The organism is Streptomyces sp. NPDC102279, from assembly GCF_044766365.1.
Classification (GTDB): Bacteria; Actinomycetota; Actinomycetes; order Streptomycetales; family Streptomycetaceae; genus Streptomyces.
Window position 1 is genome coordinate 1 of record NZ_JBIWLU010000007.1, and the last position, 13,845, is coordinate 13,845.

Annotated in this window: 13 protein-coding genes and 1 rRNA gene; 12 read left to right on the forward strand and 2 right to left on the reverse strand. The window is 72.7% G+C overall.

What is annotated here, in order from left to right; translation table 11 throughout:
• The 3 genes from rrf to ACIRQH_RS18475 all read left to right on the forward strand — a co-directional run.
• Nucleotides 1-93: ribosomal RNA gene (rrf, locus tag ACIRQH_RS18465) — 5S ribosomal RNA — on the forward strand; the annotation flags it as partial.
• Between the two features lie 174 nt (nt 94-267).
• On the forward strand, nt 268-1,800 hold the full coding sequence (locus ACIRQH_RS18470) for a hypothetical protein (protein WP_404226799.1): 1,533 nt from the start codon (nt 268-270) through the stop codon (nt 1,798-1,800).
• Nucleotides 1,692-2,639 (forward strand): hypothetical protein, encoded by a 948-nt coding sequence (locus ACIRQH_RS18475; RefSeq protein WP_388869111.1) that lies wholly within the window; start codon nt 1,692-1,694, stop codon nt 2,637-2,639. Before ACIRQH_RS18470 ends, ACIRQH_RS18475 begins: the two co-directional genes overlap by 109 nt.
• Nucleotides 2,640-2,752: 113 nt before the next feature.
• On the opposite strand, the gene ACIRQH_RS18480 is transcribed toward ACIRQH_RS18475, so the two are convergent.
• Nucleotides 2,753-4,045, reverse strand: coding sequence for a DUF1015 domain-containing protein (locus ACIRQH_RS18480; protein WP_388930227.1), 1,293 nt, complete (start codon nt 4,043-4,045; stop codon nt 2,753-2,755).
• A gap of 72 nt (nt 4,046-4,117) precedes the next feature.
• Between ACIRQH_RS18480 and ACIRQH_RS18485 the strand changes: the two genes are divergently transcribed.
• The 4 genes from ACIRQH_RS18485 to ACIRQH_RS18500 all read left to right on the forward strand — a co-directional run bounded on the left by ACIRQH_RS18485 (nt 4,118) and on the right by ACIRQH_RS18500 (nt 8,304).
• Complete coding sequence (locus ACIRQH_RS18485) at nt 4,118-5,146, forward strand: HAD hydrolase-like protein (RefSeq protein WP_388930228.1); 1,029 nt, start codon at nt 4,118-4,120, stop codon at nt 5,144-5,146.
• Between the two features lie 142 nt (nt 5,147-5,288).
• Nucleotides 5,289-6,332, forward strand: coding sequence for an iron chelate uptake ABC transporter family permease subunit (locus ACIRQH_RS18490; protein ID WP_358820524.1), 1,044 nt, complete (start codon nt 5,289-5,291; stop codon nt 6,330-6,332).
• 11 nt (nt 6,333-6,343) lie between these two features.
• Complete coding sequence (locus ACIRQH_RS18495) at nt 6,344-7,420, forward strand: iron chelate uptake ABC transporter family permease subunit (protein ID WP_358820575.1); 1,077 nt, start codon at nt 6,344-6,346, stop codon at nt 7,418-7,420.
• Complete coding sequence (locus tag ACIRQH_RS18500; RefSeq protein WP_388869074.1) at nt 7,417-8,304, forward strand: ABC transporter ATP-binding protein; 888 nt, start codon at nt 7,417-7,419, stop codon at nt 8,302-8,304. Before ACIRQH_RS18495 ends, ACIRQH_RS18500 begins: the two co-directional genes overlap by 4 nt.
• On the opposite strand, the gene ACIRQH_RS18505 is transcribed toward ACIRQH_RS18500, so the two are convergent.
• Nucleotides 8,288-8,635 (reverse strand): SCP2 sterol-binding domain-containing protein, encoded by a 348-nt coding sequence (locus ACIRQH_RS18505; RefSeq protein ID WP_358820526.1) that lies wholly within the window; start codon nt 8,633-8,635, stop codon nt 8,288-8,290. The genes ACIRQH_RS18500 and ACIRQH_RS18505 overlap by 17 nt on opposite strands.
• A gap of 42 nt (nt 8,636-8,677) precedes the next feature.
• Here ACIRQH_RS18505 and ACIRQH_RS18510 point away from each other — a divergent pair, with 42 nt between their 5' ends.
• The 5 genes from ACIRQH_RS18510 to ACIRQH_RS18530 all read left to right on the forward strand — a co-directional run bounded on the left by ACIRQH_RS18510 (nt 8,678) and on the right by ACIRQH_RS18530 (nt 13,498).
• Entirely contained in the window at nt 8,678-8,989 is a 312-nt protein-coding gene (locus ACIRQH_RS18510; RefSeq protein ID WP_388869071.1) for a hypothetical protein, read from the forward strand.
• 7 nt (nt 8,990-8,996) lie between these two features.
• Entirely contained in the window at nt 8,997-9,812 is an 816-nt protein-coding gene (locus tag ACIRQH_RS18515) for a TlyA family RNA methyltransferase (protein ID WP_358820528.1), read from the forward strand.
• On the forward strand, nt 9,809-10,714 hold the full coding sequence (locus ACIRQH_RS18520; protein ID WP_388869068.1) for an NAD kinase: 906 nt from the start codon (nt 9,809-9,811) through the stop codon (nt 10,712-10,714). The genes ACIRQH_RS18515 and ACIRQH_RS18520 overlap by 4 nt, the downstream gene beginning before the upstream one ends.
• A 148-nt stretch (nt 10,715-10,862) precedes the next feature.
• Nucleotides 10,863-12,593 carry a DNA repair protein RecN gene (gene recN, locus ACIRQH_RS18525; RefSeq protein ID WP_388869065.1) on the forward strand — a complete coding sequence of 577 codons (1,731 nt, stop codon included), beginning with the start codon at nt 10,863-10,865 and terminating at the stop codon, nt 12,591-12,593.
• A 128-nt stretch (nt 12,594-12,721) separates the two neighbouring features.
• The gene (locus ACIRQH_RS18530; protein ID WP_388869063.1) at nt 12,722-13,498 is read left to right on the forward strand and encodes a hypothetical protein; all 777 of its coding nucleotides are present in this window, start codon (nt 12,722-12,724) and stop codon (nt 13,496-13,498) included.
• The last annotated feature ends 347 nt before the right edge of the window (nt 13,499-13,845 follow it).

Below are 13,845 nucleotides of genomic sequence, written 5' to 3' on the forward strand. Positions count from 1 at the left end.
ACGCCCGGTTACATTCCGAACCCGGAAGCTAAGCCTCACAGCGCCGATGGTACTGCAGGGGGGACCCTGTGGGAGAGTAGGACGCCGCCGAACAATCTTTGGAGGACCCTTGGTCCCAGCGAATCTCGCTGGGACCAAGGGTCCTTTTGTTTTTCCGAAGCGCGCTGGGTACCCGGCTGCGCGAGAATGACTTGCGGTACCGAAGACAGGAGTCACCCATGTCCACCAACTCTCCCGACGAGCGACCGGAGCGCGACGAGCGCCGTCGTGACAGTGGTGACCGCGGTGGCTACCGCGGGGGCCCGCGCCGAGACAACGACCGCCGCGACAACGACCGTGCCGGCTCCGGCCGTCGTGACGACCGCGGTGGCGATCGCGGTGGAGACCGTGGCGGTTTCCGTCGCGACGACAATCGCGGTGGCAGCGGCGCCGGCGGCGGTGGCGGCTTCCGCCGAGACGACAACCGCGGCGGTGGCGGTGGCGCCGGTGGTGGCCGTCCGCCGTTCCGTCGCGACGACCGTCCCACCGGCGGTCCGCGTCGCGACGACCGGCCGAGCGGGCCGCGCCGTGACGACCGTGACCGCGGTTTCCGCAGGGACGGCGACCGTCCCGCCTTCAACCGTGACGACCGCCCGACCGGTGGCCCGCGTCGCGACGACCGTCCCAGCAGCCCGCGTCGTGATGACGACCGCGGTGGATTCCGCCGCGACGACCGCCGTGACGACCGTGGCGGCGATCGCGGTGGAGACCGTGGCGGTTTCCGTCGCGACGACAATCGCGGTGGCAGCGGCTCTGGCGGCGGTGGCGGCTTCCGCCGAGACGACAGCCGTGGCGGTACCGGCGGTGGTTTCCGTCGTGACGACAATCGCGGTGGCAGCGGCTCTGGCGGCGGTGGCGGCTTCCGGCGTGATGACAACCGTGGCGGTACCGGTGGCGGCTTCCGTCGCGATGATCGTCGTGATGACCGTGGCGGCGATCGCGGTGGGGATCGTGGCGGTGACCGTGGTGGTTTCCGTCGCGACGACAACCGTGGCGGTGGCGCCGGCGGTGGTTTCCGTCGCGACGGTGACCGTCCGGCCTTCCGCCGTGACGACCGTCCCACCGGTGGCCCGCGTCGTGATGACCGTCCGAGCAGCCCGCGTCGTGATGACGACCGTGGCGGATTCCGCCGTGACGACCGTCGCGATGACCGCGGTGGGGATCGTGGCGGTGACCGTGGTGGCTTCCGCCGCGACGACAACCGTGGCGGCGGAAGCGACTTCCGTCGCGACGACCGGCGTGACGACAACCGTGGCGGTGGCGCCGGCGGTGGTTTCCGGCGTGACGACCGTGGCGACTCCCGGCGTGACGACCGCGGTGGGGATCGTGGCGGTGACCGCGGTGGTTTCCGTCGTGACGACAACCGCGGGGGCGGCAGCGACTTCCGCCGTGACGAGCGCAGGGACGGTGACCGTCCGGCCTTCCGCCGTGATGATCGCCGTGACGACCGTGGCGGCGACAGCCGGGGTGGCGGCTTCCGTGGCCGTGACGACCGCGGGCGTGACGACCGTGGCCGCGGCGGACCGCAGCGTGACGACCGGGGCGGCCGCCCCGGAGGCTTCCAGGGCCGTGACGACCGCGGTGGCGACGACCGCCGCGGCGGCGGACGCTACCGTGACGAGCGGGACCGCGACCGTGAGCCGATCAAGCGGCTGCCGATCCCGGACGACGTCACGGGCGCCGAGATCGACAAGGACGTACGGCAGGAGCTCCTCAGCCTTCCCAAGGGGCTTGCCGAGGACGTCTCCCGCAACCTGGTGATGGTCGCCCGGCTGATCGACGACGACCCCGAGGGCGCCTACGCGTACTCGCGGATCGCTCTGAGGCTCGCCTCGCGTGTCGCCGCCGTGCGAGAGGCCGCCGGGTTCGCCGCGTACGCCAACCAGAAGTTCAGCGAGGCCCTCGCGGAGTTCCGTGCCGCGCGTCGGATGACCGGCAGCGTCGAGCTGTGGCCCGTCATGGCGGACTGCGAGCGCGGTCTCGGCCGGCCCGAGAAGGCGCTGGAGATGGCCGGCGCCCCCGAGGTGCAGAAGCTGGACAAGGCGTCCCAGGTCGAGATGCGGCTCGTCGCGGCCGGTGCCCGGCGTGACATGGACCAGCTCGACGCGGCCATCGTCACCCTGCAGAGCCCGGAGCTCGCGTCGAACTCCGTCCAGCCCTGGAGTGCGCGTCTGCGGTATGCCTACGCCGACGCGCTGCTCGCGGCCGGCCGTGAGGGCGAGGCCCGTGAGTGGTTCGCCAAGGCCGTCGAGTCCGACAAGGACGGCAGCACGGACGCCTCGGACCGGCTGGCCGAGATGGACGGTGTCGAGTTCGTCGACGCGTTCGTCGAGGACGAGGACGATGAGGAAGGCGAGCGCGCAGCACAGGTGACTGTCTCCGAGGAGGCCGGCACCGAGCTGCCGGCCGACGACGAAGTTGATGTCGACGACGACGCGGACGACGCCGAGATCGCGGACGTGGCCACGGACGACGTGGAGATCGCGGACGACGACATCGACGGTGGCGACCTCCAGGACGACGAGGACGACGACCTCGACGACGAGGGCGCGGACGAGGACGACAGCAAGGGGGACGCTCCTCAGCGTCCTCAGAGCTGACGTCCGGCACAGCGGTTCATCACGTGGGCGGCGGGACTCCGGAAGGGGTACCGCCGCCCACGCGGCGTTTCAGGCGTCCTTGACGACGTCGTTTCCGCGGATGGCCCGGTGCGTCAGGAAGTGAGAGCGCGCAGGACCAGTCCCGACGCCGGCTTGGGGCCGAAGGACGTCGACTTGCGGGGCATCGTGACGCCCTGGCGGGCGAGATCGCGCACGACCTCCTCGCGGACGGGGTGCATCAGGACGGCCGTGCCGCCGTCGTGTTCGGCCTTCTCCACCGTGGCGACCGTGTCGTGGATGTACGCGATGTGCTCGGGCGAGTCCTCTGGGATGCCCCAGACATGGTCGAGGAGCGTGGCGTGCAGGACCGTGGCGTCCAGGGTGCGCCAGGCCTCAGGGTGGCCGTCCGGGATCGTACGGGCCAGGAGGTCCGGAGACGGGCGGTCGATCAGGTGGAAGGCGCCGTCCCCGGCGAGGAGGAAGGCGTTTCCGTCGAAGGCCGCCGACGCCAGGGACTCCATGGCCTCCGCGAGGGGCACGTCGAGGCGGCGGACACGGAAGGTGTCGCCGAGTGCGGCCAGTGCCTCGGCGACCGGCAGGCGGTGCAGCAGGCGGTGGATGGCCCGGACACGCAACGGGTACCGGGCGGTGTCCACCAGGAGGACGAGGCCGTAGTCCCAGGGGCTCGGCGAGGGATGCTCCGCGCGTAGACGCAGATAGGTCGCCCAGCGGTGATGGCCGTCGGCGATCAGGGCCTGGTGGCGGCCCAGGTCGGTCCGGATCTCCGCGAGGCCGGCCGGATCAGTCACCGCCCACAGACGGTGGCTGATGCCGTCCTCCGTCGTGGTCGCCAGCAGCGGGGGCAGTGTCGCGGTCTTGTCGACGACGGCGGCCGTGCCGCAGCCGGAGCCGTTGCCGCGGTAGGTGAGCAGCAGCGGTTCGAGGTTGGCGGACGTGGCGCGCATCAGGTCCGCGCGGTCCGCGACGATGTGCGGCATCACGTCCTCGTGGGGCAGCACGACGCCGTCGGCCGGCTCGGACAGCCGCAGGGTCCCGATCACGCCGCGCTGCAGCAGGTCGCCGTCCCGCTGCTCGTACACGTACAGGCCCGGCTCGGTGTCGGTCGTCAGGACGCCCTCCGTCCGCCAGCGGCGCAGGGTGTCGGCGGCCTGCTGGTTGCGGGCGGCGGGCGAGTGGTCCTGCGGGAGGATCAGCCGCACGATGTTGTACGGGTCCGCGGATTCGAGTTCGAGCAGGCCGTCGGGCCGGACGATCACGTCGTACGGCGGAGATGTCACGGCGGCCAGGCTGCCGACCCGGTCGGGGTCGTAGCGCAGGCCTTGGAACGGGGTGAGCTCGAGGCCGTTCCGTGCCGGTGTTTCCTCCTCGGGACCCGCATAGTTCATTGAGGCATCGTAAGTGTGTCAGTGGCATGAGCGATGATCGGGGCAAAGGGATCGAGCGAGGAGCGATGCGTAATGAGCCAGACCGTCAGGACGAGGCCCGAAGGCAGCAGTCAGGCCCTGAGCGAGGCGTACGACACGGCGCTGCTCGACCTGGACGGTGTGGTCTACGCGGGTGGGAACGCGATCGCTCACGCCGTGGAGTCCCTCGGGACGGCGAGCTCCGGCGGAATGCATCTCGCGTACGTCACGAACAACGCGCTGCGGACGCCGGACGCGGTCGCCGACCACCTCACGGAGCTGGGCATACCGGCGGCGGCCTCCGACGTGATCACCTCGGCGCAGGCCGTGGCCCGGCTCATCAGCGAGCAGGTGCCGGCCGGTTCGCGGGTGCTGGTCATCGGCGGTGAGGGCCTGCGGGTCGCGCTCGGTGAGCGGGGGCTGGAGCCGGTCGACTCGGCGGACGACGAGCCGGTGGCGGTCGCGCAGGGGTACGGCGGTCCCGACCTGGTCTGGTCGCGCTTCGCGGAGGCCTGTTTCGCCATCGCGCGCGGAGTGCCGTGGTTCGCCTCGAACACGGACCTGACGATCCCGAGCGCGCGCGGTATCGCGCCGGGGAACGGCGCGGCGGTGGAGGTCGTCCGGATCGCCACGGGCGCCGAGCCGCAGGTGGCGGGCAAGCCGCTGCCCCCGATGCACCGCGAGACGATTCTGCGGACCGGTGCGAAGCGGCCGCTGGTGGTCGGCGACCGGCTGGACACCGACATCGAGGGCGCGTTCAACGGCGAGGTGGACTCGTTGCTCGTGCTCACCGGGGTGACGGACGGCGCGCAGCTGCTCGCCGCGCCGCCGCAGCACCGGCCGACCTATGTCGACGCCGACCTTCGCGGGATGCTCACCGGTCAGCCCGAGGTCGAGGAGGCGGGCGAGGGGTTCCGCTGCGGCGGCTGGACGGCGAAGGCGGGGAGCGAGGAGCTGGAGCTGTCCGGCGACGGCGAGGCCATCGACGGACTGCGGGCCCTGTGCGCCGCCGCCTGGACCGCCGCGGGGGAGTCCGGGTGCGAGCTGGACGGGGGGAAGGCGCTGGCCCGGCTGGGACTCTAGAGCCGATTGGCAGACCCGACGGGCGGACCCGACGGGCGGACCCGACGGGTCGTCCAGTGCGGGCGCTGACCTGGGCGTTGGTGCGTGGACGCGGTGCCGAGGCGGATCGAGAGCAAATGCGAGGGTAGGCTAACCTAACCTCGTGTTGGTCGACAGTCCTCCAGAACAGCGCGCGGAAACCGCCCCCGCGCCCCCGACCCGACGGGCGATACGAACCCTCGGACTCCTGCTCTCCGTGGGGCTCCTGGTGCTTGTCGCGTTGGCGAGTATCGCGATCGGCGCGAAAGCGCTGCCGTTGGACCAGGTGTGGCACGGCCTGTTCCACGACTCGGGGACGTACTCCGATGTCGTGGTCGGTGACCGGATCTCGCGCACCGTCCTCGGGCTGCTCGTGGGAGCGGCGCTCGGGCTCTCCGGTGCCGTTCTCCAGGCGCTCACCCGCAATCCGCTCGCCGACCCGGGTCTGCTCGGCATCAACGCGGGGGCGTCCGCGGCGGTCGTCACCGCGATCACCTTCTTCGGTGTCACCTCGCTGAGCGGCTACGTCTGGTTCGCCTTCGCCGGCGCGGCGGCCGTCGGCGCGCTCGTCTGGTTCCTGGGCGGCAGCCGGGGCGCGACCCCGGTGCGGCTCGCGCTCGCCGGAACCGCGATCAGTGCCGCGCTCTACGGCTATCTGCAGGCCGTGATGATCACGGACGACGCGGCGCTCGGCAAGATGCGCTTCTGGACGGTCGGTTCACTCGCCTCGGCGACCGACTCGACGATCAGGCAGGTCGCTCCCTTCCTCGCCGTCGGCACGCTGCTGGCGCTGGCGCTGGCCCGTCCGCTGAACGCGATGGCCATGGGCGACGACACCGCCCGCGCCCTCGGCGCCAACCTCAACCGCACCCGCGCGCTGTCCATGGCCGCGGCGACCGTGCTGTGCGGCGCCGCGACCGCCGCCTGCGGGCCGATCGTGTTCGTCGGGCTGATGGTCCCGCACGTCGTCCGGTCGTTCACCGGACCCGACCTGCGCTGGATCCTGCCGTACGCCACCGTCCTGTCGCCCGTGCTGCTGCTCGGCGCCGACGTCCTCGGGCGGATGGTCGCCCGGCCGGCGGAACTCCAGGTCGGCATCGTCACCGCGATCCTCGGCGGACCGGTCTTCATCTTTCTCGTACGGCGACGGAGGACGGCGCAGCTGTGACGACCCCACGTATCCGAACCTCCCGCGCGCAGGCCGATCCCGCGCCGGCCACCCGACGCGTCCGGTCGGTCCGCACGGTCGGCGGGCTCTCCGTCCGCCTCGACATCCGCACGTTCGTCGTGGTCGCCCTGCTGCTGGTGGCCGCGGCGACCGCGAGCGTGGTGCTCATCGGCACCGGCGACTTCCCGATCCCCGTCGCCGACGTGGTCAGGACACTGTTCGGCGACGGCAACGCGAGCCAGGAGTTCATCGTCAACGACCTGCGGCTGCCGCGGGTCCTGGTCGGACTGCTGGTGGGTGCCTCGCTCGGGCTGGGCGGCGCGCTCTTCCAGTCCATCTCCCGCAATCCGCTGGGCAGTCCCGATGTCCTCGGGCTCGGACAGGGCTCCACGGCCGGCGCGCTCATCATGATCGTCCTCTTCTCGGGCAGCGCGACCGAGGTGGCGCTCGGAGCCCTTGCAGGCGGCCTCGTGACCGGTATCGCCATCTATCTGCTCGCCTGGAAGCAGGGTGTGCACGGATACCGGCTCGTTCTGGTCGGCATCGGTGTCTCCGCGATCGTGACCGCGGTCAACGGCTATCTGCTCACCAAGGCCGACATCGTCGACGCGGCCCGCGCCGTCGTCTGGATGACGGGCTCGCTCAACGGCCGTGACTGGGCGCAGGTCTGGCCCCTGCTCATCCTCTGCGGCGTCCTCGTGCCCCTGGTCCTCGGCAACGCCCGCGGGCTGCGCATGATGGAGATGGGCGACGACGTGTCGTACGCCCTCGGAGTGAGCGTCGAGCGGACGCGGCTGCTGCTGATGGTGGCCGCCGTGCTGCTCACCGCGGGTGCCACCGCCGCCGCGGGCCCGGTCGGCTTCGTGGCGCTCACCGCGCCCCAGCTGGCCCGCCGGCTCACGCGGTCGCCGGGCCCCAACCTGGTGCCGTCGATGTGCATGGGCGCGACCCTGCTCATCGTCGCGGACTGGGCCTCGCAGCGCGCCTTCGGCGCCGACCAGTTGCCCGTCGGCGTCGTGACCGGAGTCCTCGGCGGCGTCTACCTGCTGTGGCTCCTGGTCACCGAGCGCAAGGCGGGCCGGATATGAGCAGCCCGGCGAAGGCCACCCCCGTGACCGCGGACGAGAACATCCCAAGGAGCACTGTGAACCGCCTCTCGGCCGACAACGTCACCCTCGGCTACGACCAGCGCGTCATCGCGGAGAAGCTGTCGGTGGAGATCCCCGACAACTCCTTCACGGTGATCGTCGGTCCGAACGCCTGCGGCAAGTCCACGCTGCTGCGCGCCCTTTCGCGGATGCTGAAGCCCTCCGAGGGCCGGGTCCTGCTCGACGGGCAGGCCATCCAGTCGATGCCCGCGAAGAAGGTCGCCCGCACCCTCGGACTGCTGCCGCAGTCGTCGATCGCCCCCGACGGCATCACGGTCGGCGACCTCGTCGGACGCGGCCGCTACCCGCACCAGGGTCTGCTGCGCCAGTGGTCCGCGCAGGACGAGCGGGTGGTCCAGGAGTCGATGGCCTCCACCGGCGTCGCCGAACTCGCCGACCGCTACGTCGACGAACTCTCCGGCGGCCAGCGCCAGCGCGTGTGGATCGCCATGGCCCTCGCGCAGCAGACCCCGCTGTTGCTCCTCGACGAGCCGACGACCTACCTCGACATCCAGCACCAGATCGACGTCCTCGACCTGTGCGCCGAGCTCCACGAGACGCAGGGCCGCACCCTCGTCGCCGTGCTGCACGACCTCAACCACGCGGCCCGGTACGCCACCCACCTGATAGCGCTGCGCGGCGGCGAGGTCGTGGCCGAGGGCGCGCCGAACGACATCGTCACGGCCGACCTGGTCGAGGAGGTCTTCGGGCTGCGCTGCCAGGTCATCGACGACCCGGAGACCGGGACACCGCTCGTGGTGCCCGCGGCCCGCAGGGCGCGCGTGGCCGCCGGCGCGGCATCGGCGGCTACAGAAGGGTCCTGAGCCGGAACAGGTCCCGCAGGCCCGCCTCCAGCTTCACCCGGCCAGAGCCCCAGGCCTTCGCGAAGTTCAGTCTGCCGTCCACCATCGCCACCAGGTCGTCGCCGGCCATGGTCAGACGGATCTGGGCCTTGTCCGGGGGCGGGCCCTGGAGCGTGTCGAGCACCTCGATCCGGCCGTCCTTGAGGCGGCCCACGAAGGTGACGTCCAGGTCGGTGACACGGCAGCTCAGCGACCGGTCCAGGGCCGCAGCGGTGCGTACGTCCCCTTCCGCGCTCGCCATGTTGTCCGAAAGCTTGTCGAGTGCGGCGCGGCACTCCTCAATCGTCGCCATCGTGATCGACGGTACCGCAGCGCTTCGCGGTAGCGTCGGGGCATGAGCGACTCAGTTCCCGAGGGTGAGGTGCCGCAGGCCGCGACGCCCGCGGAGCCCGGCGGGCCCGCGCCGGCACGGCCGGAACCGGCGTACGACCCCGCCGCACCGGCCCCGCTGAACGTCCCGCGCGTGCCCTCGGGCGATGCCGGCGTCGACGCCCGGCTCGACCGGCTCGCGGACGCCGACCACCTCGCGACCGACGGGCACGTCGAGGTGTACGAGGATGTACACCAGGGGCTGCGCGACGCGCTCACCGAGCTCGACGCCCGTCCGGGACCTCCGGCGCCCCCATCGACGTACACGAGGAGCTGAACCGAACGTGGCAGGAGTGGCGCGCCGACGCCTCGACGCCGAGCTGGTCCGCCGCAAGCTCGCCCGCTCGCGCGAGCACGCGGGCCAGCTGATCGCCGCGGGGCGGGTCAGCGTGGGCAAGACCCTCGCGACCAAGCCCGCCACCCAGGTGGAGACCGCGGCCGCGATCGTCGTCACGACGGACGACAGCGATCCCGACTACGTCTCGCGCGGCGGGCACAAGCTCGCCGGGGCCCTCGCCGCCTTCGTGCCCCAGGGCCTGAAGGTCGAGGGACGGCGGGCGCTCGACGCGGGCGCCTCCACCGGAGGCTTCACCGACGTCCTGCTGCGCGCGGGCGTCGCCCACGTCCTCGCCGTCGACGTCGGCTACGGACAACTCGCCTGGTCTCTGCAGAGCGATGAACGCGTCACCGTCAAGGACCGTACGAACGTACGCGAGTTGACGTTGGAGGCGATCGATGGGGAGCCCGTGGACCTTGTTGTCGGGGATCTGTCCTTCATCCCGCTCGGACTGGTGCTGCCCGCCCTCGTGCGGTGCGCGGCGCCTGATGCCGACCTGGTGATGATGGTCAAGCCGCAGTTCGAGGTGGGGAAGGACCGGCTGGGCAGCGGCGGTGTCGTGCGCAGCCCGGAGCTGCGCGCCGAGGCCGTGCGCGCGGTGGCCGGCCGGGCCCACGAGCTGGGGCTCGGAGTACAGGGTGTGACCGCAAGTCCGTTGCCCGGACCCTCGGGCAACGTCGAGTACTTTCTGTGGCTGCGGGCCGGGGCACCCGAACTCGACCCGGCCGACGTTGACCGTGCAGTGGCGGAGGGGCCGCGTTGACCCACACCCGAGCTCGTACTGTTTTCCTGCTGGCCCACACCGGGCGTCCGGCAGCCATCCGCAGCGCCGAGCTGGTCGTCGAGGGGCTGTTGCGCTCCGGGATCGGCGTGCGGGTCCTGGAGGCCGAGGCGGCGGACCTGCCCCTGCCGGACCAGGTGGAACTCGTCAAGGAGGCCACCCCGCAGTGCCTCGACGGCTGCGAGCTGCTCATCGTCCTCGGCGGTGACGGCACGCTGCTGCGCGGCGCCGAGTTCGCCCGGGCCTCCGGGGTCCCGATGCTCGGCGTCAACCTGGGGCGCGTCGGCTTCCTCGCCGAGGCCGAGCGCGACGACCTGGACAAGGTCGTCGACCGGGTCGTCACGAAGGCGTACGAGGTCGAGGAACGCATGACCGTCGATGTCGTCGTCCACCAGAACGGCGACATCGTGCACACCGACTGGGCGCTGAACGAGGCGGCCGTGCAGAAGGTGTCCGCCGAGAAGCTCCTCGAAGTGGTGCTGGAGATCGACGGGCGGCCCGTCACCGGGTTCGGCTGCGACGGGATCGTGTGCGCGACGCCGACCGGCTCGACGGCGTACGCCTTCTCCGCGGGCGGGCCGGTCGTCTGGCCCGAGGTCGAGGCGCTGCTGATGGTGCCGATCAGCGCGCACGCGCTGTTCGCCAAGCCGCTGGTCACCTCGCCGGACTCGGTGCTCGCCGTGGAGATGCTGCCGCATGTTCCGCCCGGCGTGCTGTGGTGCGACGGGCGGCGCACGGTGGAGCTGCCGCCCGGCGCGCGCGTCGAGGTACGGCGCGGGGCCGTGCCCGTACGCCTGGCGCGGCTGCACCACGCCTCCTTCACCGACCGGCTGGTCGCCAAGTTCGCCCTGCCGGTCGCCGGCTGGCGCGGGGCGCCCCACTAGACGTACGGGCGACAAGGGCTCCGGACGGTCCGGAGCCCACTCACGCGGGTGACAACGGCCTCTTTGTGCGGCCTTGTCACCTGCGCCTTCGCACCTGCGGGGCGGGGCCCGTCGCACACCCCGCCCCTGACCTCGTAAGGTCGTGTCCGTGTTGGAGGAGATGCGGATACGGTCGCTCGGAGTCATCGACGACGCGGTGGTCGAGCTGTCGCCCGGCTTCACCGCCGTGACCGGTGAGACCGGCGCGGGCAAGACGATGGTGGTCACCAGCCTCGGGCTGCTGCTGGGCGGCCGTGCGGACCCGGCCCTCGTACGGATCGGTGCCAAGAGCGCCGTCGTGGAGGGCCGGATCACCGTGCCCCCGGGCGGGACGGCCGTCGTACGGGCCGAGGAGGCCGGTGCCGAGCTGGACGACGGCGCGCTGCTGTTCAGCCGTACCGTTTCGGCAGAGGGGCGCTCACGGGCCCACCTGGGCGGACGCTCGGTGCCGGTGGGCGTGCTCGCCGAGCTCGCCGACGAACTCGTCGCGGTGCACGGCCAGACCGACCAGCAGGGGCTGCTCAAGCTGTCCCGGCAGCGGCAGGCCCTGGACCGGTACGCCGGCGACGCGGTCGCCGTGCCCCTCGCCAAGTACGCGGGCTCCTACCGCCGGCTGCGGGCCGTCTCGGCCGAACTGGACGAGATCACCACCCGCGCGCGGGAACGCGCCCAGGAAGCCGACCTGCTGCGCTTCGGGCTCGAGGAGATCGCGGCCGTCGAACCGCGCGCCGGTGAGGACACCGAGCTGTCGGCGGAGGCGGAGCGGCTCGGCCACGCGGAGGCCCTCGCCTCGGCCGCCACGGTCGCCCACGCCGCCCTCGCGGGCAATCCCGAGGACCCGGAGGGCATCGACGCGGCCACGCTCGTCGCGGGCGCCCACCGTGCCCTGGAGGCCGTGCGGTCGCACGACTCCGCCCTCGCCACCCTGTCCGGGCGGATCGGCGAGATCGCGATCCTGCTCGGCGACGTGGCGGGAGAACTCGCCGGGTACGCCGACGACCTCGACGCCGACCCGCTGCGGCTGGCGGCGGTCGAGGAACGCCGCGCCGCACTCACCCAGCTGACCCGCAAGTACGGCACGGACATCGACGCCGTGCTCGCCTGGGCCGAACAGGGAGCCGCCCGGCTCACCGAACTGGACGGCGACGACGACCGGCTCGGCGACCTGACCGCCGAAAGGGACGCGCTCCGTGCCGAACTGGGCGGACTCGCCCAAGCACTGACCGACGCCCGCGCCGAGGCCGCCGAACGGTTCGCGGCCGCGGTCACCGCCGAACTGGCCTCGCTCGCCATGCCCCACGCGCGCGTGTCCTTCGACATCCGGCAGACCGACGACCCGGAAGGGGTCGAGGTCGACGGACGCACGGTGGCCTACGGCCCGGCGGGCGTCGACGAGGTGGAGCTGCTGCTCGCCCCGCACCCCGGTGCGCCGCCGCGGCCCATCGCCAAGGGCGCGTCGGGCGGTGAACTCTCGCGCGTGATGCTCGCGGTGGAGGTCGTGTTCGCGGGGACGGACCCGGTGCCGACGTACCTGTTCGACGAGGTCGACGCGGGCGTCGGCGGCAAGGCCGCCGTCGAGATCGGGCGCCGGCTGGCCCGGCTCGCCAAGACCGCGCAGGTGGTCGTCGTGACGCACCTGCCGCAGGTGGCCGCGTTCGCCGACCGCCAGCTGCTGGTCGAGAAGACCGTTGACGGGTCGGTGACCCGCTCCGGCGTGAAGGTCCTGGAGGGCGAGGAGCGCATCCGCGAACTGTCCCGGATGCTCGCCGGCCAGGAGGACTCGGAGACCGCCCGGGCCCACGCCGAGGAACTCCTGGCGACAGCCCGCGCGGACGGCTGAGGCGGCCGATGCGTGGCTCCGGGCCGACGCTTCGGGGGGACAAGCGGCCCGCGATGGGTAGGCGGGTTGCGTGGAGTGGTCGTGGTCCCGGCCTCGGCGGGATCCGCGCGGCCTTCCAGGGTGGTCGCATGATCATGCGTCGGGAGCGACGGACCGTCGGATGCGTGGCCGCCGCGGCGGCCACGCGCGCGTGCCTCGTCGTCCTGCGGGCCAAGCCGCCCGGTGGACCGGCCCGTTGGCTCCGCGCGAACCACGCGGGACGGACCGTCGACCTTCTCGCGGGCCCCGCGACCGCCGTGGGCGCGACCTTCGCCGCCGCCCGGGTCCGGCCCGCCGCGGGGCTGGCCGTCGCCGTCGCCGGTGCGTGCGGCGCGTACGACGACCTCGTCGGAGCAGGTGACCCGCGGCGCGGCTTCCGGGCTCACCTGGGCGCCTTGCGCGACGGCGAGGTGACCAGCGGGGCCGTCAAGCTGTTCGGGATCACGGCGGCGGGGCTGGTGAGCGGGACGCTGCTCAAGAAGCGGCCCCTGGACAAACTGCTCGCCGGCGTCGTGATCGCCGGCACCGCGCACTTCGTCAACCTGGTCGACGTACGGCCGGGCCGCGCCGCCGGCGCCGTCCTCGCCCTCGGCGTGCCCGGGGTGCTGCGCGGTGGTGAGGCGGGGCAGGTGTCGGCGGGGGCACTGGGCGCCGTCGCCGCCGTCGTCGGCGACGACCTCGCGGAGCGCGCCATGATCGGCGACGCCGGGGCGCACGCACTGGGCGCCGCGCTCGGCAGCGCCATCGTCCTCGGCACCGGGCGAGCCGGCCTGGCCGCCCACGCGGCGGCTCTGGTGACGGCGGCGGTGTTCGGACGGCGGGTCAGCGCCGCGGCGGTGGGGGCGTCGGGGCACCTCGGGAAGTGAGGGGCCGCGGACACGCGGGGTGACTCCTTGCGGGCCCCTGGCGTTCAGCGACGAGCATCACGCGGCCGAGCGAGCCGCTACGGCGCACCAGTGCGACGCCTCCCGTCGACCCCGCCCGTGCGGTCCGGAGGAACGGCCTCCGCGCGGAGTGCGCAACCGTGCGGAGGGGCGCACGATGCGACGGATGCGACCCATGGTGGTCGTGTGAACCAGGAGGATCCCGGGGCGGAGGGATCTCTTGGGGCCGGAGTTGGCCGACGCCGGGTCGGAGGCGGCCCGACCGGGGCGTTTCTCACTCGTGCGGGTGATCGTCGTCGTCGAGTTGCCTTCTCTGACGTGCCCTCGTC